This window comes from Streptomyces sp. NPDC006207, assembly GCF_040613835.1.
In the GTDB taxonomy this organism is placed as follows: domain Bacteria; phylum Actinomycetota; class Actinomycetes; order Streptomycetales; family Streptomycetaceae; genus Actinacidiphila.
The window spans coordinates 66176-90991 of the sequence record NZ_JBEXSX010000028.1 but is presented as its reverse complement, the minus strand read 5'-3'; the positions used below and the strand labels follow the sequence as shown (position 1 = coordinate 90991).

General features: G+C 72.9%; 23 protein-coding genes and 1 pseudogene. 16 read left to right on the top strand and 8 right to left on the bottom strand.

Features of this window, described 5'->3' with window-relative positions:
- The first annotated feature begins 50 nt into the window (after positions 1–50).
- The 7 genes and pseudogenes from rsmI (at position 51) to ABZ312_RS23015 (ending at position 7556) form a co-directional block, all read left to right on the top strand.
- Positions 51–935: a 16S rRNA (cytidine(1402)-2'-O)-methyltransferase gene (gene rsmI, locus ABZ312_RS23045; protein WP_499512282.1), complete on the top strand. Its 885-nt coding sequence runs from the start codon at positions 51–53 to the stop codon at positions 933–935.
- 191 nt (positions 936–1126) lie between these two features.
- Positions 1127–1525: a hypothetical protein gene (locus tag ABZ312_RS23040; RefSeq protein WP_500438649.1), complete on the top strand. Its 399-nt coding sequence runs from the start codon at positions 1127–1129 to the stop codon at positions 1523–1525.
- 31 nt (positions 1526–1556) lie between these two features.
- Positions 1557–2462, top strand: a complete 906-nt coding sequence (locus tag ABZ312_RS23035) for a TatD family hydrolase (RefSeq protein ID WP_500438648.1) — start codon at positions 1557–1559, stop codon at positions 2460–2462.
- A gap of 231 nt (positions 2463–2693) precedes the next feature.
- Positions 2694–3941 (top strand): resuscitation-promoting factor, encoded by a 1248-nt coding sequence (locus ABZ312_RS23030; RefSeq protein WP_500357766.1) that lies wholly within the window; start codon positions 2694–2696, stop codon positions 3939–3941.
- 309 nt (positions 3942–4250) lie between these two features.
- The gene (gene rsmA / locus ABZ312_RS23025) at positions 4251–5144 is read left to right on the top strand and encodes a 16S rRNA (adenine(1518)-N(6)/adenine(1519)-N(6))-dimethyltransferase RsmA (protein ID WP_500328987.1); all 894 of its coding nucleotides are present in this window, start codon (positions 4251–4253) and stop codon (positions 5142–5144) included.
- Between the two features lie 91 nt (positions 5145–5235).
- On the top strand, positions 5236–6144 hold the full coding sequence (locus ABZ312_RS23020; RefSeq protein ID WP_500438647.1) for a 4-(cytidine 5'-diphospho)-2-C-methyl-D-erythritol kinase: 909 nt from the start codon (positions 5236–5238) through the stop codon (positions 6142–6144).
- A gap of 193 nt (positions 6145–6337) precedes the next feature.
- Positions 6338–7556, top strand: a pseudogene (locus ABZ312_RS23015) (acyltransferase family protein).
- A 153-nt stretch (positions 7557–7709) separates the two neighbouring features.
- Here ABZ312_RS23015 and ABZ312_RS23010 read toward each other — a convergent pair.
- Positions 7710–7985, bottom strand: coding sequence for a type II toxin-antitoxin system Phd/YefM family antitoxin (locus tag ABZ312_RS23010; RefSeq protein WP_500328990.1), 276 nt, complete (start codon positions 7983–7985; stop codon positions 7710–7712).
- 157 nt (positions 7986–8142) lie between these two features.
- Here ABZ312_RS23010 and ABZ312_RS23005 point away from each other — a divergent pair, with 157 nt between their 5' ends.
- The 3 genes from ABZ312_RS23005 (at position 8143) to ABZ312_RS22995 (ending at position 12616) form a co-directional block, all read left to right on the top strand.
- Entirely contained in the window at positions 8143–9933 is a 1791-nt protein-coding gene (locus ABZ312_RS23005; protein ID WP_500328991.1) for an ABC-F family ATP-binding cassette domain-containing protein, read from the top strand.
- A gap of 105 nt (positions 9934–10038) precedes the next feature.
- Positions 10039–11607, top strand: a complete 1569-nt coding sequence (locus tag ABZ312_RS23000; protein WP_500438646.1) for an outer membrane protein assembly factor BamB family protein — start codon at positions 10039–10041, stop codon at positions 11605–11607.
- A 277-nt stretch (positions 11608–11884) separates the two neighbouring features.
- Positions 11885–12616, top strand: coding sequence for a helix-turn-helix transcriptional regulator (locus ABZ312_RS22995; RefSeq protein WP_500329014.1), 732 nt, complete (start codon positions 11885–11887; stop codon positions 12614–12616).
- Here the strand turns inward: ABZ312_RS22995 and ABZ312_RS22990 are convergent.
- Positions 12540–12872, bottom strand: a complete 333-nt coding sequence (locus ABZ312_RS22990; protein ID WP_500328993.1) for a hypothetical protein — start codon at positions 12870–12872, stop codon at positions 12540–12542. The two genes, ABZ312_RS22995 and ABZ312_RS22990, sit on opposite strands and share 77 nt — an antisense overlap.
- Before the next feature lie 11 nt (positions 12873–12883).
- On the bottom strand, positions 12884–14554 hold the full coding sequence (locus ABZ312_RS22985; protein WP_500328994.1) for a sodium:solute symporter family protein: 1671 nt from the start codon (positions 14552–14554) through the stop codon (positions 12884–12886).
- A gap of 103 nt (positions 14555–14657) precedes the next feature.
- Here ABZ312_RS22985 and galT point away from each other — a divergent pair, with 103 nt between their 5' ends.
- From galT to ABZ312_RS22965, 4 genes are all read left to right on the top strand, one after another.
- On the top strand, positions 14658–15707 hold the full coding sequence (galT, locus tag ABZ312_RS22980; RefSeq protein ID WP_500359309.1) for a galactose-1-phosphate uridylyltransferase: 1050 nt from the start codon (positions 14658–14660) through the stop codon (positions 15705–15707).
- Positions 15708–15806: 99 nt separating this feature from the next.
- The gene (gene galE, locus ABZ312_RS22975; RefSeq protein WP_500328996.1) at positions 15807–16796 is read left to right on the top strand and encodes a UDP-glucose 4-epimerase GalE; all 990 of its coding nucleotides are present in this window, start codon (positions 15807–15809) and stop codon (positions 16794–16796) included.
- Entirely contained in the window at positions 16793–17938 is a 1146-nt protein-coding gene (galK, locus tag ABZ312_RS22970) for a galactokinase (RefSeq protein ID WP_500328997.1), read from the top strand. The genes galE and galK overlap by 4 nt, the downstream gene beginning before the upstream one ends.
- A 444-nt stretch (positions 17939–18382) precedes the next feature.
- On the top strand, positions 18383–19198 hold the full coding sequence (locus tag ABZ312_RS22965; RefSeq protein WP_500328998.1) for a LuxR C-terminal-related transcriptional regulator: 816 nt from the start codon (positions 18383–18385) through the stop codon (positions 19196–19198).
- A 75-nt stretch (positions 19199–19273) separates the two neighbouring features.
- On the opposite strand, the gene ABZ312_RS22960 is transcribed toward ABZ312_RS22965, so the two are convergent.
- On the bottom strand, positions 19274–20785 hold the full coding sequence (locus ABZ312_RS22960) for an SH3 domain-containing protein (protein WP_500438645.1): 1512 nt from the start codon (positions 20783–20785) through the stop codon (positions 19274–19276).
- A 242-nt stretch (positions 20786–21027) separates the two neighbouring features.
- The gene (locus tag ABZ312_RS22955; RefSeq protein WP_326575414.1) at positions 21028–21525 is read right to left on the bottom strand and encodes a MarR family winged helix-turn-helix transcriptional regulator; all 498 of its coding nucleotides are present in this window, start codon (positions 21523–21525) and stop codon (positions 21028–21030) included.
- A 121-nt stretch (positions 21526–21646) separates the two neighbouring features.
- Between ABZ312_RS22955 and ABZ312_RS22950 the strand changes: the two genes are divergently transcribed.
- Together ABZ312_RS22950 and ABZ312_RS22945 are read left to right on the top strand one after the other, a co-directional pair.
- Positions 21647–22468: a trans-aconitate 2-methyltransferase gene (locus ABZ312_RS22950; RefSeq protein ID WP_499512264.1), complete on the top strand. Its 822-nt coding sequence runs from the start codon at positions 21647–21649 to the stop codon at positions 22466–22468.
- Positions 22469–22473: 5 nt separating this feature from the next.
- Positions 22474–22842, top strand: coding sequence for a VOC family protein (locus tag ABZ312_RS22945; RefSeq protein WP_500329000.1), 369 nt, complete (start codon positions 22474–22476; stop codon positions 22840–22842).
- A gap of 66 nt (positions 22843–22908) precedes the next feature.
- Here ABZ312_RS22945 and ABZ312_RS22940 read toward each other — a convergent pair whose 3' ends face one another.
- The 3 genes from ABZ312_RS22940 to ABZ312_RS22930 form a co-directional block, all read right to left on the bottom strand.
- Entirely contained in the window at positions 22909–23403 is a 495-nt protein-coding gene (locus tag ABZ312_RS22940; protein WP_499512262.1) for a hypothetical protein, read from the bottom strand.
- Between the two features lie 48 nt (positions 23404–23451).
- Entirely contained in the window at positions 23452–24039 is a 588-nt protein-coding gene (gene pth / locus ABZ312_RS22935; RefSeq protein WP_500329001.1) for an aminoacyl-tRNA hydrolase, read from the bottom strand.
- Positions 24040–24123: 84 nt separating this feature from the next.
- Positions 24124–24732 carry a 50S ribosomal protein L25/general stress protein Ctc gene (locus ABZ312_RS22930; RefSeq protein ID WP_499512260.1) on the bottom strand — a complete coding sequence of 203 codons (609 nt, stop codon included), beginning with the start codon at positions 24730–24732 and terminating at the stop codon, positions 24124–24126.
- Positions 24733–24816: the final 84 nt, after the last annotated feature.

Below are 24816 nucleotides of genomic sequence, written 5' to 3'. Positions count from 1 at the left end.
CGTGCCGCGGCGGGCCCGGCCGGGTGTGCGGCGGATGGGAGACTGGGGCGGTGACTAGCTCCGCAGGACCGGCCGCAGGCGTACTCGTGCTCGCAGGGACCCCCATCGGTGACGTCGCCGACGCGCCGCCCCGGCTCTCCGCGGAGCTGGCCGGGGCCGACGTGATCGCCGCCGAGGACACCCGGCGGCTGCGCCGGCTCACCCAGTCCCTGGGCGTGACCACCACCGCGCGGGTCGTGTCCTACTTCGAGGGCAACGAGACGGCCCGCACCCCGGAGCTGGTCACGGCGCTGGAGGAGGGCGCCCGGGTGCTGCTCGTCACCGACGCCGGGATGCCCTCGGTCTCCGACCCCGGCTACCGGCTGGTCGCGGCGGCCGTCGAGCGCGACATCCGGGTGACGGCCGTCCCCGGACCGTCCGCCGTGCTGACCGCGCTCGCCCTCAGCGGGCTGCCCGTGGACCGCTTCTGCTTCGAGGGCTTCCCGCCCCGCAAGGCCGGCGAGCGGCGGGCCCGGCTGGGCGAGGCCGCGGGGGAGCGGCGCACCCTGGTGTACTTCGAGGCCCCGCACCGCCTCGCCGACACCCTCGCGGCGATGGCCGAGGCCTTCGGCGCCGGGCGCCGGGCCGCCGTCTGCCGGGAGCTGACCAAGACCTACGAGGAGGTCCGGCGCGGTCCCCTGGAGGAACTGGCGGCCTGGGCCGCCGAGGGGGTGCGCGGGGAGATCACGATCGTCGTCGAGGGCGCCCCGGAGACCGGGCCGCAGGAACTGGACGCCGCCGAGCTTGTGCGCCGGGTCCGGGTCCGTGAGGAGGCGGGGGAGCGGCGCAAGGAGGCGATCGCGGCCGTGGCGACGGAGGCGGGGCTGCCCAAGCGGGAGGTCTTCGACGCCGTGGTGTCCGCGAAGCACGCCGCGAACCAGCCCACAACCGGCTAAACGCGGCGCGGTGCAAAGTCCTATCGTAGGAGAGGGAAAAACCTGGGCCGCCTGCTCGGCCCCGTGTCACATACTCCCCAAAACTGGCTCAAGAAAGGGCACCCCCGCTATCGCCGGCGCCTTCCCGGGCGTTCGCTGATGGAGGGAAGTCCCGCTCCGGACGCCTCGTCCGGAGGGCAACAGGAGCTGCCATGAGCGAGACCATCGGAACCGATGGCACGGTTCGTGAGGCGTACGCCTTCGTCTGCATCAGCTGCGGACGGGGATGGGAGCAGGCGTACGAGATCGAGCACCACGTCGACGCACAGGGTCACGAGGTCGTCTGGTACATGGCGGACGGCAAGCGGGTACCGTCCCCGCTGACCCGGCCGACGTGCGTGGAGTGCGAGAGCCACAAGGTCCGCATCATGCGGGCCGGACAGGTCTCCGATGTCTCCGGGTCCTGGTCGGCCACCGCGGCCGCCGGCCCGCTGCCCGCGGCCTCCGACATGCGCCGGGTGCCGGCCTCGCCCGCCGTGGAGGACGCCGAGCGCCGCGCACGGCACTGGTCGCCCCGCAACCTGCTGCACCGCAGGAGGGACGCCCGGTAGCCGCCTCGGCCCCCCGCCTAGGATCTGGGGCATGCCCGAGCAGAACCAGAGCCAGAGCCGGCGCCCGAAGAAGGACGCGTCCGCCGCCCCTCCCCTCCCCGAACCACTCGCGGTCCCGGTGGCGGACTCGCACACCCACCTCGACATGCAGGAGGGCAGCGTCGAGGAGGCGCTGGCGAAGGCGGCGTCCGTCGGCGTGACGACCGTGGTCCAGGTCGGCTGCGACGTCGACGGCTCCCACTGGGCGGCGCGCACCGCCGGGGCGTACGACCAGGTGTGGGCGGCGGTCGCCCTGCACCCCAACGAGGCCCCCCGGATCGTCCACGGGGACCCCGACGGCTGGAGCCGGCAGGGGGCGCGGCAGGCGGGCGGGCTGTCCGCGCTGGACGCCGCCCTCGCGCAGATCGACGCCCTCGCCGCGCTGCCCCAGGTGCGCGGCGTCGGCGAGACCGGGCTGGACTACTTCCGCACCGGGCCCGACGGGGTCGAGGCCCAGCAGTACTCCTTCCGCCGCCACATCGACATCGCCAAGCGGCACGGCAAGGCCCTGGTCATCCACGACCGCGAGGCCCACGCCGACGTGCTGCGCATCCTCGACGAGGAGGGCGCGCCCGGCGCCGTCGTCTTCCACTGCTACTCCGGCGACGCGGAGATGGCCAAGCTCTGCGCCGACAAGGGCTACTACATGTCCTTCGCCGGCAACGTCACCTACAAGTCCGCCCAGGACCTGCGCGACGCGGTCGCCGTCGCCCCCGCCGAGCTCCTCCTGGTCGAGACCGACGCGCCCTTCCTCACCCCCGTACCGCACCGCGGCCGCCCCAACGCCCCGTACCTGATCCCGGTCACGGTGCGGGCCATGGCCGCCGCCCGGGGCGCCGCGGAGGACGAGCTCGCCGCGGCCATCGGGGCCAACACGGCCCGGGCCTTCGGCTACTGACGCCGCGTCGCGCGGTTCGCGCGGTCGGCGTAACGCCGGATGTCCGATTCCGGACGCCCGGTGGCCGCGCCGGCGGCCGCCGGGGGCGGCGCAGGGCGCGCTGACCACGGTCACGAAGGGTGTCGCGGCCCCCTCGTCCGGCGACACGGCGTGACCGTTCGGCTTGGGAGAGTGACGAATCCTCCGCTATGGTCCCGGTTCGGTCCGATCGGACCGGGCCGGAGGTACGCCGTGAGCAACATGAGCAAGGCGGGCACGACGCAGGCCGGAACACGGTCCTACGCGGACGGCCCCTACCGCAGGACACCGGGCACGGCCCCCGTCGACGAGGACGTCGAGCCGCGCCCCGGACGTGCGGCCGCCCGGCGCAGGCGCGCCGCACGGCGCCCGGACGCGCTGAGCAGGCTGCTGCCCCAGGCCCTGGTCGTCGCCTGTCTGGCGGGCGGCAGCACCGCCTACCTCGCCGGCGGCAAGGCCGTGCAGCTCAGCGTGGACGGCCGGCCGCGCACCCTGCACACCTTCGCCGGGAGCGTGGAGGAACTGCTGCAGCGCCAGGGCATCGACGTCGGCGACCACGACATCGTCGCCCCCGACCCCGACGCGGCGCTGCAGGACGGCGACACCGTCGCCGTCCGCTACGGCCGCCCGATCGCGCTGACCCTCGACGGCCGGCCCCGGCGGATCTGGACCACGGCCGGCACCGTGGACGGCGCCCTGCGTCAGCTGGGCGTGCGCGCGGACGGCGCGTACCTGTCCGCCTCCCGCGGCGAGGCGATCGGGCGGCACGGGCTGGAGCTGGACGTCCGCACGGAACGCCAGGTGACCTTCCTCGTCGACGGCCACGAACGGCCGGTCCGCACCAACGCCGCCACCGTCGGCGAGGCGCTGCGTGACGCCGGCATCGCCTTGCACGGCCTCGACACCACCTCCGCCGACCCCGACAGCTTCCCGCGCGAGGGCCAGACGATCTCCGTCCGGCGCATCCGGGGCCACGACGAGGTCCACGAGGAGCCGGTGCCCTTCCCCGTCGAGCGGACGCAGGACCCCTCGCTGTTCGAGGGCACCACCGCCGTCGACACCCGGGGCAGGAACGGGCTGCGCCGCGTCACGTACGCGTACCGCACGGTCGACGGGGTCCGGCGCAAGCCGCGGCGCATCGCCGAGGAGGTGCTGCGCGAGCCCGTGCGGCAGGTCGTGCGCGTCGGCACCAAGCCGCTCCCCGACAGCGTCCAGGGCGCCGACCACCTCAACTGGAAGGCCCTCGGCCGGTGCGAGGCGGGCGGCCGCCCGAACGCGGTGGACGCCTCCGGCACCTACGGCGGCCTCTACCAGTTCGACCAGCGCACCTGGCGCAACCTGGGCGGCCACGGCCGCCCCCAGGACGCCTCCGCCAAGGAGCAGACGTACCGCGCCAAGCGCCTGTACATCCAGCGCGGTGCCAGCCCCTGGCCGGTGTGCGGCCGCAAGCTCTACTCCTAGGCCGTGTCGTCAGGTGTCCTCCCCCAACCTTCGGCCGGGGGTGCCCCCACCCCGCGCCGCTCCCCCCCAGCCGGCGCTGGGAGGTGCCCCAGGCACGGCACTCCCCCAGCCTTCGGCCCGGGGGAGTCGTCGAATCGTCCGAGTAGCCCACTACGAGGACGACTCTCCGCCTTGCGTGCACCGCACCTGGGGGCACCTCCCAGCGGAGCCGGGGGTGCCGCTGGGCCCGCCCTTCGGGCGGCCGGCAGGACTTCGACGACAGGGCCCTGGCCCGCGGGAGGTCCCGCCGGGCCCGGATACCCTTGAGCGGTGAGCACCACCGACCACTCCGGTCCCGCCGACGACGCCCTGCTCGGCCCCGCCGACATCCGTGAGCTGGCCGCCGCGCTGGGCGTCCGCCCCACCAAGCAGCGCGGCCAGAACTTCGTCATCGACGCGAACACGGTGCGCCGCATCGTGCGCACCGCGGACGTCCGGCCCGACGACGTGGTCGTCGAGGTCGGCCCGGGGCTCGGCTCGCTCACGCTGGCGCTGCTGGAGGTGGCCGAGCACGTCACCGCCGTGGAGATCGACGACGTGCTGGCCGAGGCCCTCCCCTCGACCGTCGCCGCCCGGCTGCCGGGCCGGGCCGGCCGCTTCGCGCTCGTGCACCGCGACGCGCTGCGCGTCGAGGAGCTGCCCGGCCCGCCGCCCACGGCGCTGGTGGCCAACCTGCCGTACAACGTGGCCGTCCCGGTACTGCTGCACATGCTCGCGACCTTCCCGAGCATCGAGCGCTCCCTGGTCATGGTGCAGTCCGAGGTCGCCGACCGGCTGGCCGCAGGGCCCGGTTCCAAGGTGTACGGGGTGCCCTCGGTGAAGGCGGCCTGGTACGCCGAGGTGAAGCGGGCCGGGGCCATCGGCCGCAACGTCTTCTGGCCCGCCCCGAACGTGGACTCCGGGCTGGTCTCGCTCGTACGCCGCAAGGAGCCGCTCGCCACCACCGCCACCCGCGAGCAGGTCTTCGCGGTCGTGGACGCCGCCTTCGCGCAGCGCCGCAAGACGCTGCGGGCCGCGCTGGCCGGCTGGGCGGGCTCGGCCGCCGCCGCCGAGGAGGCGCTGGTGGCCGCGGGGGTGTCGCCGCAGGCGCGCGGGGAGGCACTGACCGTGGAGGAGTTCGCGGCGATCGCCGAGCACGGCGGTGGCGGCCGCTCACCGCGGTGACAGAGGGCACAATGGGGGCGCCGCCGTGCCCCACGTACCGAAGGCCCCGCATCGAGTGCCCCACGCTCACGCTCCGAGGAGAACCGCGCAAGTGACCCGCCGACCCGCGTCCGTGACCGTCCGCGTCCCCGCCAAGGTCAACGTCCAGCTCGCGGTGGGCGGACCGCGCCCCGACGGCTTCCACGACCTGGCCAACGTCTTCCTCGCCGTCGGCCTGTACGACGAGGTCACCGTCACTCCCGCCGAAGAGCTGCGGATCACGGTCGCCGGACCGGACGCCGACCAGGTCCCGGCCGACGCGAGCAACCTCGCCGCCCGCGCCGCGATCGCGCTCGCGGCGCGGCACGGGCTGGAGCCGCGCGTCCACATCCACATCGCCAAGGACATCCCCGTCGCGGGCGGCATGGCCGGCGGCAGCGCCGACGCGGCGGGCGCCCTGGTCGCCTGCGACGCGCTGTGGGGCACCGGCGCGAGCCGCGAGGAGCTGCTCGCGATCTGCGCCGGGCTCGGCAGCGACGTCCCGTTCAGCCTGGTGGGCGGCGCCGCCCTCGGCCGGGGCCGCGGCGAGCTGCTGGAGCAGCTGGAGACGGGCGGGACCTTCCACTGGGTCTTCGCCGTCGCCGACGGCGGCCTGTCCACGCCCGAGGTCTACCGCGAGTGCGACCGGCTGCGCGGCGACGCGGAGGTGGCGGAGCCCGAGGCGTCCTTGGACCTGCTCGACGCGCTGCGCACCGGTGACGCGGTGGCCCTCGCCGCCTCCCTGGCGAACGACCTCCAGCCGGCCGCTCTCTCCCTGCGCCCCTCGCTGGCCGCGACCCTCGCCGCGGGCGCCGAGGCCGGCTCCCTGGCCACCCTGGTCTCCGGCTCCGGGCCCACCACCGCCTTCCTCGCCAAGGACGCCGAGTCCGCGCAGGCCGTCGCCGCCGCCCTCGCCGCCTCCGGCACCTGCCGCGCGGTACGGGTCACCACCGGCCCCGCGCAGGGCGCGACCCTGCTCTGAGTACCCGTACTCACCGTCTTCCGGGGCGAGTTGAGTAGGGCGGGCCTGACGGAGCGGCGCCCCGGCGCGGGATCGTGCCGGCATGGGGATGACAGCCGGAGAGATCGCCGCGGCCACGCCCGCGGCACGGGACCGTTACGCCGACTTCCTGCGGGTGGCGTCGCTGGCCACGGTCGTGCTGGGGCACTGGCTGATGGCGGCGGTGACCACCGGGGCCGACGGGGGCGTCGAGGTCGGCAACCTGCTGGCGCTGCGCCCGGCGCTGCAACCGCTGACCTGGGTGCTGCAGGTCATGCCGGTGTTCTTCTTCGTCGGCGGCTTCTCGCACGCGCTCTCCTACCGCTCCGTCGCACGCTCCGGCGGCGGGTACGCGGCCTTCCTGCGGGCCCGGCTGCGCCGGCTGCTGCGGCCGACGATGCTGTTCACCGCGGTGTGGGCCGCGGTCGCGCTGCCCCCCGGTGCCGGACGTGGCGGCGCGACTGGTGGCGCAGCCGCTGTGGTTCATCGGGATCTACCTCGGCATGGTGGCCTTCACCCCGCCGTTGCTGCGGCTGCACGAGCGGTACGGCTGGGGCGCCTTCGCCGCGCTGTCGGCCGGCGCGGTCGTGGTGGACGTGCTGCGCTTCGCCTTCGACGTGCCCTACGTGCCGTTCCTGAACTTCGCCTTCGTCTGGCTCGCGGTGCACCAGCTGGGCTTCCTGCGGGCGGACGGCCGGCTGCGCCTGCCCGCGGCGGCGGCCACGTGCGGGCTGGCCGGGGCGGTCGCGCTGGTGGCGCTCGGGCCGTACCCGCTGTCCATGGTGGGCATGCCCGGCGAGCGGATCTCGAACATGGCGCCGCCCACGCTCGCCCTGCTCTGCCACGGCGTGTGGCTGGTCGGCGCGGTCGAACTGCTGCGGCGCCCCGCCGCGCGCCTGCTAGAGCGCCCGCGCGTGTGGCGCGGCGTGGTCGCCGCGAACGGCATCGCGATGACGGCCTTCCTCTGGCACCTCACGGCCATGCTCGCCGTGTACGGCGCGCTGATCTCCCTGGGCCGCACGCTGCCCGCCCCGGCCACCGCCGCCTGGTGGGCCCAGGTGCCGCTGCGCGTGGCGGCCGCGACCGCCCTCACCGCCGCCCTGGTCGCCGTCTTCCGCCGCGCCGAACGCCCCCCGGCCCCGCGCCCCGCCCAGGCGCCGGGCCCGCTCTCCGGCCCCGGTGCCGCGTTCGGCGTCGCCCTCGCGCTGCTGGGCGTCCTCGGCCTGTCCGCCGTCGGCTTCGGCGGCCTCCTCGACGGCCACTCGGCCACCCTGATCGCCTTCCGCGTCACGGCACCGGCCGCCGTCCTCATGGCCGTCGCCGGCTGGGCTCTGGTCGAACGGGCGGGCCGCGTCAGGGCTGAGCCGGACTTCACCCCACCCGGCCGACCTTGAGGACGAGCACGGTGACGGTCTCGGCGCCGGGCCGGTACAGACACGCCAGTCGCCGACGGTCAGCCGCCAGTACCCCGAAGCTCCCAGGGCGCGCGCAGTCCGGGGGTGCGGTTCCCCGGCCACATCCCGGACAGCAGCCGCGCACGCCTTGGGTCACGAGGCATCGGCCTGACGGTCCTCGTCCTCCAACCGGGCCGTGAACTCGTCGTGCGTCATCGCGGGGCCGGTGGGAGCCGATTCGCGGGCCGCTGCCTCGGCGGCGTCCGCCGCATCGCGCAGACGCTGCAGTTCCTCGAGTTCGCTTATCTGGATGAGCGCGGCGGCGGGTTTCCCGTACTCGCTGATCAGGATGTGTTCATGCCCGTGCCGGACTCGGCCGACGAGCTGCCCGAGCCGGTTGCGCGCTTCCACGAGCGGATACGTATCCATGGGAAAACTGCACAGAGCTGCGGCTGTGTACGGTTGGCGATTCACCTGTGGTGGGCGAGCCCACCCGCACGGGTGTCCGGAGGGCGGTCGCCGTGCCCGGGGGGTGAGGGGGCCGCACTACCCTGGGAGGTCGTTCTTTCGTAGTGACAGGAGTCCCATGGCCGTCAACCTGGTCAACGTCGAGTCCGTCAGCAAGGTGTACGGAACGCGCACCCTGCTGGACGGGATCTCGCTCGGCGTATCGGAGGGCGACCGCATCGGCGTCGTCGGCCGCAACGGCGACGGGAAGACGACCCTGATCCGGATGCTGGCGAAGCTGGAGGGACCGGACACCGGGCGGGTGACGCACACCTCGGACCTGCGGCTGGGCGTGCTGACGCAGCACGACAGCCTGGACCCGCAGGCCACCGTCCGGCACGAGGTGGTCGGCGACCGCGCGGACCACGAGTGGGCGGGCGACGCGAAGATCCGGGACGTGCTCACCGGCCTCTTCGGCGGGCTGGACCTGCCCGGCTTCCCGCAGGGGCTGGACACGGTGATCGGGCCGCTGTCCGGTGGTGAGCGCCGCCGGATCGCGCTGGCGAAGCTGCTGATCGCCGAGCAGGACCTGGTCGTGCTCGACGAGCCCACCAACCACCTCGACGTCGAGGGCATCTCCTGGCTGGCCGGTCATCTGCGGGCACGGCGCTCGGCCCTGGTGTGCGTGACCCACGACCGCTGGTTCCTGGACCAGGTCTGCACCCGCATGTGGGACGTGCAGCGCGGTGACGTCCACGAGTACGAGGGCGGTTACAGCGACTACGTCTTCGCCCGCGCCGAGCGCGAGCGGATCGCCGCGACCGAGGAGGTCAAGCGGCAGAACCTGATGCGCAAGGAGCTGGCCTGGCTGCGCCGCGGTGCCCCCGCCCGCACCAGCAAGCCGCGCTTCCGCATCGAGGCGGCCAACGAGCTGATCGCCGACGTGCCGCCGCCGCGTGACAACGCCGAGCTGATGAAGTTCGCGACGACCCGGCTGGGCAGGACCGTCTTCGACCTGGAGAACGTGACCGTGCAGGCCGGGCCCAAGGTGCTGCTGAAGCACCTGACCTGGCAGCTGGGCCCCGGCGACCGGGTCGGCCTGGTCGGTGTCAACGGCGCGGGCAAGACGTCCCTGCTGCGGGCGCTCGCGGACGCCGCCGTCAGCGAGGGCGAGCAGCAGCCGGTGGCCGGCAAGGTGGTGGTCGGCAAGACCGTACGGCTGGCCTACCTGTCGCAGGAGGTCGCCGAACTCGAGCCGTCGCTGCGGGTGCTGCAGGCGGTGGAGTCGGTGCGCGGCCGCGTCGACCTCGGCAAGGGACGGGAGATGACGGCGGGTCAGCTCTGCGAGAAGTTCGGGTTCACCAAGGAGAAGCAGTGGACCCCGGTCGGTGACCTGTCCGGTGGCGAGCGGCGCCGGCTGCAGTTGCTGCGGCTGCTGATGGACGAGCCCAACGTGCTCTTCCTCGACGAGCCCACCAACGACCTGGACATCGAGACCCTGACCCAGCTGGAGGACCTGCTCGACGGCTGGCCCGGCTCGATGGTGGTCATCTCCCACGACCGGTACTTCCTGGAGCGCACCACCGACCGCACCTTCGCCCTGCTCGGCGACGCGACGCTGCGCATGCTGCCGCGCGGCATCGACGAGTACCTGGAGCGGCGCCGCGCCGCCGTCGAGGCCGCCACCCCCGCCCCCGCCCCGGCCAAGCCGAAGGGCGGCGGCGACAGCCGCGCGGCCAAGAAGGAACTGCAGCGCATCGAGCGGCAGCTGGACAAGATCGGCGAGCGGGAGTCGAAGCTGCACGCCGCCATCGCCGAGAACGCCACCGACTTCGAGAAGGTGGCCGAACTCGACATGGAACTGCGGTCGCTGGCCGCCGAGCGCGAGGAACTGGAGATGCGCTGGCTGGAGCTGGCGGACGAGGTGTAGCAGTGCCGTAACGGTCCTTCGGCGCGGGGCGGAACGGTGCGTCACCGGTGGTACAAAGAGGGTCACCGTCCGCCCCGCACACCTGTGCCCGAAAGGTGCCCGCTGATGTCGCAGCCGCCGCCTCCCCCCGGCAACCAGCCCGGATTCGGGCCGCAGCCGCCTCAGTACGGTTACCCGCCGCAGCAGCCCAACCCCTACGCCCAGCCACCGGCCCACCCCCAGGGACAGCAGCCGCCGCCCCCGCCGCCGGGCCCGTACGGCCCCAACCCGTACGCCCAGGCGCCGACCCAGCCTCTCCCCGGGTACGGCTACCAGCCGTACCCGCAGTACCCGCAGCCGCCGAAGCGCGGCAACGGCAAGGTGGCCGGGATCGTGGCGGCGGCGATCGCGGCGGTGCTGGTCGTCGGCGCAGGGGTCTTCCTGGTCGCGAACGGTGGCGACGACGAGCCCTCGGACACCCCGTCGAAGGGCGGCAGCACCCGGCCGGCCGGCGACGGCCCGCTCAAGGCCCGCGCGTTGTGGGACAAGAGAGCGGTGCGGCCGTCCAAGGCCGAGATCACCGCCCCGGTGGCGGAGGCCTGGTTCACCGGCGACGCGGTCGTCAAGACGATGCCGGACGCGCTGCGTTCCTTCGACATCGACAGCGGCAAGGAGAACTGGTCGATACCGCTGGAGGGGGAGTCCTGCCCGGGCCCGGAGTCGGCGGCCGGTGACCGCCTGGTGCTGCAGTACGGCACGGACTGCGACAGCGTGATCGCCGTCGACATCGCCCACGGCAAGAAGCTGTGGGCGAAGAAGCTGCCCGACCCGGACGGCCGGACCTCGCACAGCTACTCGCAGATCGCGCTCACGGGCGACACGGCGGCCGTCTCCTGGATCGGCGGTTCGGTCGCGTACAAGATCAGCACCGGGGCCGTGCTGTGGACGCCCAAGGCCGGTTCGGAGTGCACCGACAAGGGCTACCACGGCGGCGCCGCGCTGGTCGCGGTCGTCGAGTGCGGCGGCTTCGGCGGTGACGAGTACGTGCAGGGCCTGGGCGAGGGCGGCGCCAAGAAGTGGTCCTGGCAGGTGCCGAGCGGCAGTGAGGTGTACAGCGTCATCTCCACGGACCCGGTGGTCGTGGGGCTGTCGGCGGGCAGCTTGTCGATGACCGACATCGTGTACCTGGACGGCGGCAAGATGAAGAGCCGCATCTCGCTGGGCGCGGGCGGCGCGGACGCCACGTACCGGATCCACTGCGAGGACAACCGGTGCACCAACGTCGCCGTCGACGGCACAACCATCTACCTGCCCACCAAGACCCACTCGGGCAGCGGCACCTCCTACTCCCAGACGAACGAGATCGCCGCGCTCGACCTCACCACCGGCAAGCCGAAGTGGCTCGCCAAGCCCGACCAGGAGCGCGAGCTCAAGATCGTCGGCATCAGCGGCGGCAAGGTCGTCGCGTACCAGAAGAACACCTACGACAAGCCGGGCCGCCTGCTGCGGCTCGATCCCGCGACCCGCGGGTTCACCGTCTTCATGGAACTGCCGGAGAGCGGCAAGGACCTGGAGAACGACTTCCTGGACAGCGGTTCGGGCTGGTGGCTGTACCAGGACCACTTCTTCCTGACCTCCGACCACATCTCCGCCTCCGCCAACCTGACGGACCGGTCCATCGCCGCCTTCGGCTGACCGGGCCGGGGGGAGGGGGACGGAACGCGGGCCCGCGAACAAGCACACCCGGTCGCAAGTCGGCCATGTTTGGAGATAATGCGGATTTAGGGAGGCTTCTGCCGAGTAGGGGGCGCAAAGCGTCGAACAAGCGTGTACCTTCCCGGGCATGGCCCGGGGCCGCAGCGGGGGCACAGGCGGTATGCCGGACGGGCTTCGCCGCGGCATGTGAAGGGGGACCGGCTTGGACTCGGTGGGCAGGCCCGCACCAGTCCATGGGGGGATGAGGGGGACGCCCATGGGCGTACGGCTCGTCGTCGTCGACGACCATCGTCTGCTGGCCGAGGCGCTCGCCTCGGCGCTGAAGCTGCGCGGGCACCGGGTGCTCGCGGCGGCCGCGCCCGCGTCGGGCGCGGCGGATCTCGTACTGAGCCGGTCGCCCGAGGTGTGCCTGATCGGGACGGCGGCGCCGGCCGAGCCGGGCGCCTTCGACGCGGTCGTCCGCATCAAGCGGGAGCGGCCGGGGGTCGCGGTGCTGGTCCTGGGGCCGGTGCCCAACCCGCGCGGCATAGCCGCCGCGTTCGCCGCCGGCGCCTCCGGCTACGTACGGCACGACGAGCGGATCGAGGGCGTCGAGCGGGCGATGGCCAAGGCGCGTGCCGGCGAGGTGGCGGTCGCGCCCGCGCTGCTGCAGGGCGCATTCGCCGAGCTGCTCAACCCGGTGGCCGAGCCGGACGACGAGGGCACCAGGCTGCTGCAGATGCTCACCCCGCGCGAGGTCGAGGTGCTGCTGCGGGTCGCGGAGGGCGAGGACACCCGGCTGATCGCGGCGGGCATGCGGATCGCGCCGAGCACCGCCCGTACGCACGTCCAGCGGGTGCTGATGAAGCTGGGGGTGGGCTCCCGGCTGGAGGCCGCCGCCCTGGCGGCCCGCACGGGGCTGCTGGACCGGGTCAGTCACCATCTCCCGGGCGGTGCGATCCCGCCTCAGGCGTCTCCTGCGCAGCGGGCGGGGGAGGAGGGGGACTGAGCTTCATCCACAGGAGGAAGAGCAGTCCCAGCACCAGCATGCCGATCCCGGTCCAGAGGTTGATGTTGATGCCCTGGGCCTTGGCGATGTCCGCGTCGGACGCGGTGATCCCGGCGATGGTCACGATCACCCCGTAGACCACGAAGAGGCCGCCGATCACACGGCGCACGTCGAACAGGCGTGCCGCCGAGGCCGACTTCTGCTCCAGGTCCTCGATGCGGTGCTGGAAATCCGGCTCGTTGCCGTACTCGCTCACGACGCGTCACCTCACAGGGAGAAGGGGATGTAGCACAGCGCGGCCAGGAGGACGGCGCCCCAGCCCAGCAGAGCGGGCCTGCGGTACCAGGCGTCGTCGCCCTGGGCGGGCGGCTCGGCCATGCCGGGGGAGGTGGTCCCGTAGACGAGTCCGGCCAGTGATTCGACGGGCTTGGGCTGGGTGAACCACGAGACGAGGACCATCACGACACCGCCGACGACGAAGGCGGCGATGGCGGAGACGAAGTTGGCGCCCTGGTCGCTGGGGATCGAGATCAGGCCGCCCTTGTAGAACCAGAAGTAGTTGATCATCGCGGCGACCGTGCCGCTCAGCAGCCCCCAGAAGCCGGCCGCGGCGGTGGAGCGCTTCCAGAACATGCCGAGGATGAAGACGCAGAACAGCGGCACGTTGAAGAACGAGAACAGCGTCTGCAGGTAGTTCATGATGTTGCTGAAGGACGAGGCGATGAAGGCCGTGCCCATGCCGATCAGCACGCCGATCGCGGTCACCACGCGGCCGGTGGTGACGTAGTACCGGTCGGGCCGGTCGCGCCGTACGTAGGCGCCCCAGATGTCGTACGTGAAGACGGTGTTGAAGGACGAGACGTTGGCCGCCATGCCGGCCATGAAGGCGGCGAGCAGCCCGGTGATCGCGATGCCGAGGACGCCGTTGGGCAGCAGGTCGCGCATGAGCACCGGGATCGCGTCGTTGTACTGGAGCCCGCTGCCCGGCTTGCCGATGTCCGGCTCCATGACGAGGGCGATCAGTCCCGGCAGGACCACGATCAGCGGGATGAAGATCTTGGGGTACGCAGCGATGAGCGGGGTGCGCTGGGCGGCCGAGAGGTTCTTCGCGGACAGGGCGCGCTGCACCTCGGCGAAGTTGGTCGTCCAGTAGCCGAAGCTGAGGACGAAACCGAGGCCCAGCACGATGGTCAGCCAGTTCGCCCCCAGCGGGTTCGACGAGCCGATGCCGGTGCCGTCCCAGGCGGTGAGGAACGCGGCGCCGTGCGAGTCGGTGAGCGAGTCCGTCAGCCCGGACCAGCCGCCGACCCGCTTCAGGCCGACGACGGTGAGCGGGATCAGCGCCGCGAGGATCACGAAGAACTGCAGCACCTCGTTGTAGATGGCCGAGGACAGGCCGCCGAGGGTGATGTAGAAGAGCACGAAGAAGCCGGAGACGACGATCGCCACCCACTGCGGCCAGCCGATCAGCGCCTCCAGCACGATCGCCATCGCGTAGAGGTTGACGCCCGCGATCAGCAGCGCGGACACCGCGAAGATGATCGAGCTGAGCAGGTGCGAGGCCGGTCCGAAGCGGTGCAGCAGGAACTCCGGCACGGAGCGGACCTTGGAGCCGTAGTAGAACGGCATCATCACCAGGCCGAGGAAGACCATGGCCGGAATGGCGCCGATCCAGTACCAGTGCACCGTGTACGCCCCGTACTGTGCGCCGTTGGCGGCCATCCCCAGGATCTCGGTGGCGCCCAGGTTGGCGGCGATGAACGCCAGACCCGTGACCCAGGCGGGCAGTGACCGGCCGGACAGGAAGAAGTCGAGGCTGGTCCGGACGGCGCGGCGGGCGGCGAAGCCGATGCCGAGGACGACGACGAAGTAGATCGCGAGGATCGAGTAGTCGAGCGCGTTCGTGGGGAGCCGTAGCCCTTCTGCCAGGTTCTGCATGGTGTGATCACTCCCCGCAACGGGGTCTCCGTTGACGTTGCTGTTGCGTTGTGGTTCATTGTGTTTGATTCTGTTTGCTGGCGTGGTGTGAGGAGCCCGCAGGGTGAAGAAGACATCGACCCGGCTCGCCGACGGGCGCGAGCTGATCTACTACGACCTGCGCGACGACGAGCCCCGCGACGCCGTCGACCGCCGCCCGCTGGACCCGGTGACCAGCGCCTCGGAGATCCGCCACGACCCGCTGCTCGGTGACTTCGTCGCCATCGCCTCCCACCGTCAGGCCCGCACCTACCACCCGCCCGCGGACGAGTGCCCGCTGTGCCCTTCCCGGGACGGCCGGTTGAGCGAGATCCCCGAGGACCACTACGACGTGGCCGTCTTCGAGAACCGCTTTCCCTCGCTCAGCGGAAAACATGGCCGCTGCGAGGTCGTCTGCTTCACCGACCGGCACGACAGGTCCTTCGCCGACCTCACCCCCGAGCAGGCGCGGCTGGTCCTCGACGCCTGGACCGACCGCACGGCCGCACTCTCCCGGCTGCCCGGCGTCGAGCAGGTCTACTGCTTCGAGAACCGCGGCGAGGAGATCGGCGTCACCCTCGGCCACCCGCACGGCCAGATCTACGGCTACCCGCACGCCACCCCGCGCACCGAGCTGATGCTGCGTTCGCTGGAGCGGCACCGCGAGGCCACCGGCGGCCGCAACCTCTTCGACGACCTCGTGGCGCGCGAGCGCGAGGACGGCAGCCGTGTCGTCCTGGAGGGCGAGCACTGGACGGCGTTCGTGCCGTACTCCGCGCACTGGCCGTACGAGGTGCACCTCTACCCCCGCCGCAGGGTGCCGGACCTCACGGCCCTGGACGAGGCGGCCCGCGCCGAGTTCCCCGGGCTCTACCTGGAACTGCTGCGCCGCTTCGACCGGCTGTTCGGTCCCGAGGGGGCGCCGCCCACCCCGTACATCTCCGGTTGGCACCAGGCGCCGTTCAGCAGCGCGCAGCGCGAGGAGTTCGCGCTCCACCTGGAGCTGTTCACGATCCGCCGCACCGAGGGGAAGCTCAAGTACCTCGCGGGCTCCGAGTCCGGCATGAGCGTCTTCATCAACGACGTGCCGCCGGAGACCGCCGCGAGCCGCCTGAGGGAGGTCGCCTCCCCGTGAGCGGCGCACCCGTGATCGTCACCCCGCCCCCTACCGGCGAGTGTTCATCCGGCGCCGCTACCGTGGCCCCGAGTCGAACCCGAGAAAGGCTGTGACCCTGTGAGCGACCCGAGCACGAAGAAGGTTCTGGTCACCGGAGGCGCTGGTTACGTCGGCAGCGTCGTGGCGGCCCATCTGCTGGAGGCGGGCCACCGGGTCACCGTCCTGGACGACCTGTCCACCGGCTTCCGGGACGGCGTCCCCGAGGGCGCCGACTTCGTCGAGGGGCGGGTCCAGGACGCGGCGAAGGTGCTCGACGCCACCTACGACGCCGTGCTGCACTTCGCCGCCAGCTCCCAGGTCGGCGAGTCCGTCGTCCACCCCGAGAAGTACTGGCGCAACAACGTGGTGGGCACGCTGGACCTGCTCACGGCAATGCGTGACGCCGGGGTCCGGCGGCTGGTCTTCTCCTCCACCGCCGCCACCTACGGCGAGCCGAAGTCCGTCCCGATCACCGAGGACGACCCGACGCTGCCGACCAGCCCGTACGGCGCGTCCAAGCTCGCCGTCGACCACATGATCACCAGCGAGGCCGTCGCCCACGGCCTGGCGGCGGTCTCCCTGCGCTACTTCAACGTCGCGGGCGCCTACGGGACGTTCGGCGAGCGCCACGACCCCGAGTCGCACCTCATCCCGCTCGTGCTGCAGGTCGCCCAGGGACGCCGGGAGGCGATCTCGGTCTACGGCGACGACTACCCCACCCCCGACGGCACCTGCGTCCGCGACTACATCCACGTCGCCGACCTGGCCGAGGCGCATCTGCTCGCCGTCGACGCGCCCGCCTCCGGCGAGCACCTGATCTGCAACCTCGGCAACGGCAACGGCTTCTCCGTACGCGAGGTCGTCGAGACCGTCCGCCAGGTCACCGGTCACCCCGTCCCCGAGGTCGTCGCCCCGCGCCGCGGCGGCGACCCGGCCGTCCTGGTGGCCTCCGCCGAGCGGGCCAAGGAGCGCCTGGGCTGGCGTCCCTCGCGCACCGACCTCGCCCAGATCGTCCGCGACGCCTGGACCTTCGCCCAGGACCTGCGGGACCGGGAGGACGCCAAGTGAGCGAGGACGGCTTCCGCGCCACGTACGGCACCGGCCCCGAAGGGGTCTGGGCCGCCCCCGGCCGGGTGAACCTGATCGGCGAGCACACCGACTACAACGACGGCTTCGTGATGCCGTTCGCGCTGCCGCACACCACCGTCGCCGCGGTCGCCCGCCGCGCCGACGGCCGGCTGCGGCTGCACAGCGGCTCGCCGGACGTCCCCGCCGGCGTCGTCGAACTGCACGTCGACGAACTCGCACCCGGCGGCGGTGCCGGCTGGGCCGACTACCCCGCGGGCGTCATCTGGGCGCTGCGCGACGCCGGGCACGAGATCACCGGCGCCGATATCCACTTCGAGAGCACCGTCCCCACCGGCGCCGGCCTGTCCTCCTCGGCAGCCCTCGAGGTCGTCACCGCCGTCGCCCTGAACGACCTCTACGGCCTGGGCCTGGAGCGGTGGCGGATCGCCCGGCTCTGCCAGCGCGCGGAGAACGTCTACGTGGGCGCCCCCACCGGGATCATGGACCAGACCGCCTCGGCGTGCTGCACCGAGGGGCACGCCCTGTGGCTCGACACCCGCGACCTGTCGCAGCGCCAGATCCCCTTCGACCTGGCCTCCCAGGGCCTGCGGCTGCTCGTCGTCGACACCCGGGTCACCCACGCCCACAGCGAGGGCGAGTACGGCAAGCGGCGGGCGGGCTGCGAGGAGGCGGCGGCGCTGCTCGGCGTGGACGCGCTGCGGGACATCCCGTACGAGGGGCTCGACGAGGCCCTCGCCCGCGTCGAGGACCCCGAACTGCGGCCGCTGGTACGGCACGTGGTCACCGAGGACCGCCGGGTCGAGCGGGTCGTCGAACTGCTGGAGACGGGCGACGCCCGTGCCATCGGGCCGGTGCTGACCGAGGGCCACGCCTCGCTGCGCGACGACTTCAAGGTCTCCTGCCCGGAGCTCGACCTGGTGGTGTCGGCCGGTGTGGAGGCGGGTGCCCTCGGCGCGCGCATGACCGGCGGCGGCTTCGGCGGTTCGGCGATCGTGCTGGTGGAGGAGTCCGCCGCGGAGAAGACCGCCGAGGCGATTGCCGGTGCCTTCGCCACGGCCGGCCACCGCGAGCCGCGCATCTTCACCGCGGTGCCGTCCGCGGGGGCCCGCCGGCTGGTCTGACCCGTTGCGGAGACAGGGAGCCGGCCCCGGTCCCGGGGCCGGCTCCCTGCCGTGGGAGGCCTGCACGGCAGGAAGTCCGTCACGCCCGGCGGGTGGCCGGGCACCGCGTGGACGACGCCGGGGAGCCCACGGTCCGCGCCCCCACCGGCGCTGCCGCGGCTCGGCACGCCTTCCTCCGTCCACCGCTGTGGAAAACCGCACCGTGGGCCACAGTTCGGCACGTCCCGGGGAACTCCGTCCCGCAAGTTTTTCCATTCGGGCGCCTTTGTCTGCTCCTGCCCCTACGCTTTTTGGCAGCGCCGGTGGGGGCCGGCGGCATCAGGGGGCGAGACACAAGGGTTCGGCACCTGGTTGGGGACGGCTGCTAGCCCGGCGGCGTGCGGCGTCCGCTCCAGGTGCCGGGCCTCCGTGCACATCGACCTCGTCCGTGGGGGGAAGTGCCGAATGCCGGGAGTGGGGCCCGTGGGACGAATCCGCGTTCTCGTCGTCGACGACCACCGCATCTTCGCCGAATCGCTTGCGGCCGCCCTCGCGGCCGAGCCCGATGTCGACGTCTCGGCCGCCGGGAGCGGGGCGGCTGCCCAGCGCTGCCTGGAACGCGCGGCCTCCGACGGCCGCCGCTACGACGTGCTCCTGGTCGACGCCGACCTGGGGACGACGTCCGCCGTGGGGGCCCGGGTGATGGGCGCGCCCAGGGCCGCCCCGCTCGGCGCGGCCGACGGCGGCGCCCAGGCCGGGCTCGACGGCATCGCCCTGGTGGAACGCGTACGGTCCGAACACCCCGCCACCCGGACGGTCGTGCTCGCCGAGCGGGACGACGCGCGCCGTGCCGCCCGCGCCCTGCAGGCCGGCGCCTGCGGCTGGGTCGCCAAGGACTGCTCGCTGTCCCGGCTGCTGGCCGTGATGCGCGGCGTCCTGCGGGACGAGACGCATCTGCCGCCCGCCCTGCTCACCGGCGTGCTGCGGGAGTTGACCGCCGCGCGCCGGCACCGGACGGAGAGCGAGCGGCTGGTGGAGTCGCTCACCCCGCGCGAGCAGGAGGTGCTGCGCTGCATGGTGGCCGGCCTGGGCCGCAAGGCGGTCGCCGAGCGGCTGTACCTGTCGCCGCACACCGTCCGCACCCACATGCAGAACGTGCTGGGCAAGCTGGGTGTGCATTCGACGCTGGCCGCCGTGGCGCTGGCCCGGCGGGCCGGGGTGCCACCGGCCGACGGAGAGGGCGGCCGGGTGGGTTCCGCGGCCCCGGTGCAGCACGTCTGACGGCATGGAGCGCGGCGGATCGCCCTCCCCGTGACCGGGGAGAGCGACCCGCCGGGTCACCGCGGATACCCGCGGTCATTCACCGCCGACGCCGGTGGCCGGCGCCGGGCGGTCACCGCTGACGCCGGTGGTCGGCGCCGAGCGGCTGGTGTCACGGTCGTTGGCACGGTCGCGGTGACCGTTCTCCTGACCGCGGTCATTGAGGCCGTCGAACGGGTCGCGGCCGTTGTTGTCGCCGCGGTGGTTGTCACCCGCGTCGTCGAAGGGGTCGCGGTTGTTGTCGCCGCGGTTGTCGCCCCGGCCGTTGCCGCCGCGACCGTTGTCCCCGCCGTTGCCGCCGTTGCCGCCGCGACCGTTGTCGCCGCGGTTGCCGCCGTGGCCGTTGTCACCGCGGTTGCCGCCCCGGCCGTTGTCACGGCAGTTGAAGCCACCGTTGAAGCCGGGACCGCCGACGAAGCCGGGACCGGCGATACCGCCGACGCCACCGATGCCGCCGATGCCGCCGACTCCGCCGACGAAGCCCGGACCGCCGACTCCGCCGATGCCACCGACGCCGCCGACCCCGCCGACGCCACCGGGACCGCCGACGAAGCCCGGACCGCCGACTCCGCCGACGCCACCGACGAAGCCCGGACCGCCGACGCCGCCGACTCCGCCGACGCCACCGACGCCGCCGACCCCGCCGACGCCACCGGGACCGCCGACGAAGCCGGGACCGGCGACACCGCCGACGCCGCCGACTCCGCCGACGCCGCCGACGCCACCGACACCGCCGACGCCACCGACAAAGCCGGGACCACCGCGACCGCCGGGGCCGTCGCTGCGCTTGGCGAGGGCGACGCTGTCCAGGGGTTCCTCGGCGCGGGTGTCCTCGCGGAACGGGTCGTCCACGCCGTTGAAGCGCTCGTCGCCGCGGCCGTGCTCGCGGCCGCCGTGCCCGTTGTTGCGGCAGATGCCGATGCCGCCGATACCACCGACGAAGCCGGGGACACCGATGCCACCGACTCCGCCGACCCCGCCGACCCCACCGACGCCACCGACGCCACCGACACCGCCGACACCGCCGACGCCGCCGACGCCGCCGACGCCGCCGACGCCGCCTACCCCACCGGTGCCGCTGCACCAGCCGGGCACGGGACCGACGTTGGCAACGAAGCGGGCCGAGGACCAGGCCCAGAGGTTGCCGCTGAGCTGGTACCAGCGGGGGTTGCCGCCGATGGGGCTGCCCACGGACTTGCAGACGATGGCCACCAGGGCGTTGAAGGGGATGACGCCGACGCTGGCGAATTGGACGCCCGGTCCGCTGCGGACCCGCAGACCCGTACGGGCGACGACGCGGCCCTGGAACAGGGCTGCGTTGGGGGAGCGTGCGGACTTCACCGCCACTTCACGGGACAGGTCCCGGAGACGCTCCGAGGGGGAAACGAGTTCACTTTGGCCGTCCGGTCCAGGAGCGGCAGGCACCCCGGCGGCAGGCCGGCCGTCGGTGGCGAAGGCGGTGCCCATGGTGCCGATGGCGAGGGTGCCGGCCAAGGCGCCGGTCACCGCGGTTGCGGCTATCTTGCTTGCGCGGGTGTGCAGAGTCATCTGCATCTCCAAGGTGGAGCGGGACCCGGCGGGGTCCAGGGAAATGGAAGCCGGACGCGCCCCGACCGCCTTCCACTTGACGTTGTCGGAATGTGGTGCGCCGGCAGCCGCAAAAGTGGCCATTTGAGCCTTTATGCGGCGTTCACGGTCATCACGCTAAGTGCGCCACTTTGTGTGCGCAACCGGTGGCGGAGCGTGGCCGTTTGTGATCATTCCCTGGCGGTTACGCCGGGTAATCGCCGTCAACCGGGGACGTTGTCGAAGGGTGCGGTCAACTGTCGGAGCAGGTTCGCGAGTTCCCCCCGCTGGCGGCCGGAGAGCTCGCCGAGGATGGCCCGCTCCTGGGCCAGCAGGCCCGCCAGGGCCTGGTCCGCCCGGTCCCGGCCCTCCGGGGTGAGCCGTACGAGGACGCCGCGCCGGTCCGAGGGGTCGGGCAGCCGCTCCACGAGCCCCTTCTTGGTGAGCCGGTCGATCCGGTTGGTCATCGTCCCCGAGGTGACCAGCGTCTGGGTCAGCAGCTGTCCGGGGGAGAGCTGGTAGGGCGCGCCCGCGCGGCGCAGGGAGGTCAGCACGTCGAACTCCCAGGGCTCCAGACCGTGCTCGGAGAACGCCAGCCGACGGGCCCGGTCCAGATGCCTCGCCAGCCTGCTGACCCGGCTGAGCACCTCGAGTGGTTCGACGTCGAGGTCAGGGCGCTCCCTGCGCCACGCAGCGACCAGCCGATCGACCTCGTCCTCCATGGAGATCAGTGTAAGGGTTGTGTCGACATGAAGTCTCTTGACATCAAGAGATTAGCTCTGGAACCTTGTGGGCAAGGTCGGCGGCAGGAAGAGATCCATCTCTCGCCAGGGAGTTCGCAACATGCCCGCAGCAGCCTGGGATCCCCAGCAGTACCTCCACCACTCCACCCACCGCACCCGCCCCTTCCACGACCTGCTGGCCCGGATACCGGAGCTGCCCGGCGCGAGCCCGCGGATCGCGGACGTCGGCTGCGGTCCCGGCAACGTGACCGCCCTGCTCGCGCAGCGCTGGCCCGATGCCCGGATCACCGGCCTCGACAGCTCCGCCGAGATGCTGGAGGCCGCCCGGGCCTACGAAGGCCCCACCGCCGGGGGCGGCAGCCTCACCTTCCGCCCCGCCGACGCCGGACACTGGGTCCCCGACGGCACCTACGACCTGATCGTCTCCAACGCCGCCCTCCAGTGGGTCGAGGGCCACGCCGAGCGCTTCCCCCTCTGGGTCGAGCACCTCGCTCCCGGCGGCGTCCTCGCCTTCCAGGTCCCCGGCAACTTCACCTCGCCCAGTCACGCGCTGCTCGGCGACCTCTGCGACTCCCCGGCCTGGCGCGACCGCCTCGGCGAGGGCCACGGCCGCCGCTACGTCCACATCCTCCAGCCCCCCGGCTACCTGGAGCGCCTCATCGAGATCCCCGACGTCGAGGTGGACGTCGACGTCTGGGAGACCACGTACGTACAGCTCCTGCAGGGCGAGGACGCGGTGCTCGAATGGACGAAGGGAACGGCGCTGCGCCCGGTGCTGACCGCCCTCGAGGACGACCCGGAGGCCACCGGGGAGTTCCTCGGCCAGTACCGCGACCTGCTGCGCAAGGCCTACCCGGCGGGGCCGCACGGCACCGTCTTCCCCTTCCGGCGGATCTTCGCCGTCGCACGGAAAGCGGGGTGATCCCGATGATCACCGCCCTCGACCACGTCCAGCTCGCCGCCCCGCCCGGCTCCGAGGAGATCCTGCGCGCCTTCTACGCGGGGGTCCTGGGGATGAGCGAGGTCCCCAAGCCGCCGGTGCTCGCCGCCCGGGGCGGCTGCTGGTTCGCCGCGGGCCCGGTCCAGTTGCACATCGGCGTGGAGGAGGACTTCCGCCCCGCCCGGAAGGCCCATCCGGGCTTACGCGTGAGCGGCATCGGGGCCTACGCGGACCGGCTGGAGTCCCGCGGCGCCGCGGTCGTCTGGGACGGTGACCTGCCGGGCCATCGCCGTTTCTACACCGACGACCCGTTCGGCAACCGTCTGGAGTTCCTGGAGCCCGTCGACGCCGTGTGACGCCCCGGCGGCGCCGGTCACCCCGCGGGGGCCCGGCGCCGCCGGGCGGCACAACCGGTACAGCCGTCACAGCGTGAGGAAGGCCGCCCCCAGGAGTGCGGCGCCGGCCAGGGCGGCGGTCCAGGCGGTGCGGGGCCAGCGCAGCCCCCCGGCCAGGACCAGGGAGGCGAGGAGCAGGGCGCCGCCCAGCGGGACCCAGGCGTGCAGCACACCGGCGAGCCCGGTGCGCACCACGTCGTCCGTGCCGGGCTTGACCGCGACCGGTATCCGCTCGCCGGTGCGGTGGGTGACCGCCTTGTCGATCGTCACCTTCCCGCGGAGGGAGCCGAGACCCTCCGGCACGAAGGGGCCGGTGCAGGTGTCGGCGCCGCAGGTGGAGACCGTCATCGTGCCCTGCTCGCGGCCCTTGGTGAGCATGACGTGCTGGGCGGTCTTCCACGAGGTCCACACCCCGGCCGCCAGCATGACCAGGACCAGCGCGCTCAGCACCACGATGCGGCCGACCAGCAGCAGCCCCCAGGCGCTCTCGGCGGTGCGGCGGGCGAGACTCCGTTTGACCATGCGGGCGATCCTTGGCCATTGCATGGCACTCGGTCAACCTTTCGATGGTCAACCGTTGTAGGTGCCCTGCGCCCTCTCCAGCCCCTCGCAGACGAGCGACTCGACCGCGTCGGCCGCCCGGTCCACGAACCACTCGAGCTCCTTGCGCTCGGTGGAGGAGAAGTCCTTCAGGACGAAGTCCGCGACCTGCATCCGCCCCGGCGGGCGGCCGATGCCGCAGCGGACCCGCAGGTAGTCGGGGCCGAGGGACTTGGTGATCGACTTCAGGCCGTTGTGGCCGTTGTCGCCGCCGCCCTTCTTCAGGCGCAGGGTGGCGTAGTCGATGTCCAACTCGTCGTGGACCGCGACGAGGTTGCCGAGCGGCACCTTGTAGAAGTCGCGCAGCGCCGTCACCGGGCCTCCGGAGAGGTTCATGTACGTCATCGGCTTGGCCAGCACGACGCGGCGGCCGCCGATGCGCCCCTCGACGACCTGGGACCGGCTCTTGTGGGTCTTGAAGCGCCCGCCGATCCGGTCGGCGAGCAGGTCGGCGACCATGAAGCCGATGTTGTGCCGGTTGCCGGCGTACTCCGGTCCGGGGTTGCCCAGACCGGCCACCAGCCAGGGCCCCTCGGGGGCGCTTTCCGCTGCGCTCATGCTCATGTCGTCCATTCAACAGGACCGCCGCCCCGCTCCTTGCGGAGCGGGGCGGCGGACGGGGAACTGCGGGTGCTGCCGTACTTACTCGGCAGCGGCCTCGGCGCCCTCGCCCTCGGCGCCCTCACCCTCGCCCTCGGCGGGAGCCTCGGCCTGGGCGGCGACGACCTGCAGGACGACGGTGTCCTCGTCGACGGCCAGGGTGGTGCCCTTGGGGAGCGGGATGTCCTTGGCGAGGATGGAGGTACCGGCCTCCAGGCCCTCGACGGAGACGGTGACGCCGTCGGGGATGTGGGTCGCCTCGGCCTCGACCGGCAGCGCGTTGAGCACGTGCTCCAGCAGGTTGCCGCCGGGGGCGAGCTCGCCCTCGGTGTTGACCACGATCTCGACGGTGACCTTCTCGCCGCGCTTGACCGCGAGCAGGTCGACGTGCTCCAGGAAGCCCTTCAGCGGGTCGCGCTGCACGGCCTTGGGGATGACCAGCTCGTTGCCGTCACCCTCGATGTCCAGGCTGATCAGGACGTTCGGGGTGCGCAGGGCGAGCAGCAGGTCGTGGCCGGGCAGGGCGACGTGCTTGGGGTCCTGGCCGTGGCCGTAGATGACACCGGGGACCTGGTGCGAGCGGCGGATGCGGCGGGCGGCGCCCTTGCCGAACTCGGTGCGCAGCTGCGCGGAGATCTTCACCTCGGACATGGGGATCACACTCCTCGTGATGACGACGGGACTTCGGTCGGTCGCCCAGCCCACGACGGGCCGTTCCACTTACGAGGAGCGCGT

Bases quoted from the DNA above. Each gene is read 5' to 3' on its own strand.
- ABZ312_RS23010 (WP_500328990.1), bottom strand. From the start codon at position 7,985: ATGGATACGTATCCGCTCGTGGAAGCGCGCAACCGGCTCGGGCAGCTC.
- ABZ312_RS22965 (WP_500328998.1), top strand. From the start codon at position 18,383: ATGCCGGGAGTGGGGCCCGTGGGACGAATCCGCGTTCTCGTCGTCGAC.
- ABZ312_RS22985 (WP_500328994.1), bottom strand. From the start codon at position 14,554: ATGCAGAACCTGGCAGAAGGGCTACGGCTCCCCACGAACGCGCTCGAC.
- ABZ312_RS22955 (WP_326575414.1), bottom strand. From the start codon at position 21,525: ATGGAGGACGAGGTCGATCGGCTGGTCGCTGCGTGGCGCAGGGAGCGC.
- ABZ312_RS22945 (WP_500329000.1), top strand. From the start codon at position 22,474: ATGATCACCGCCCTCGACCACGTCCAGCTCGCCGCCCCGCCCGGCTCC.
- ABZ312_RS23035 (WP_500438648.1), top strand. From the start codon at position 1,557: ATGCCCGAGCAGAACCAGAGCCAGAGCCGGCGCCCGAAGAAGGACGCG.
- ABZ312_RS23040 (WP_500438649.1), top strand. From the start codon at position 1,127: ATGAGCGAGACCATCGGAACCGATGGCACGGTTCGTGAGGCGTACGCC.
- pth (WP_500329001.1), bottom strand. From the start codon at position 24,039: ATGAGCGCAGCGGAAAGCGCCCCCGAGGGGCCCTGGCTGGTGGCCGGT.
- ABZ312_RS22995 (WP_500329014.1), top strand. From the start codon at position 11,885: ATGGGCGTACGGCTCGTCGTCGTCGACGACCATCGTCTGCTGGCCGAG.
- ABZ312_RS22960 (WP_500438645.1), bottom strand. From the start codon at position 20,785: ATGACTCTGCACACCCGCGCAAGCAAGATAGCCGCAACCGCGGTGACC.
- ABZ312_RS22930 (WP_499512260.1), bottom strand. From the start codon at position 24,732: ATGTCCGAGGTGAAGATCTCCGCGCAGCTGCGCACCGAGTTCGGCAAG.
- ABZ312_RS23000 (WP_500438646.1), top strand. From the start codon at position 10,039: ATGTCGCAGCCGCCGCCTCCCCCCGGCAACCAGCCCGGATTCGGGCCG.
- ABZ312_RS22940 (WP_499512262.1), bottom strand. From the start codon at position 23,403: ATGGTCAAACGGAGTCTCGCCCGCCGCACCGCCGAGAGCGCCTGGGGG.
- ABZ312_RS23005 (WP_500328991.1), top strand. From the start codon at position 8,143: ATGGCCGTCAACCTGGTCAACGTCGAGTCCGTCAGCAAGGTGTACGGA.
- ABZ312_RS22950 (WP_499512264.1), top strand. From the start codon at position 21,647: ATGCCCGCAGCAGCCTGGGATCCCCAGCAGTACCTCCACCACTCCACC.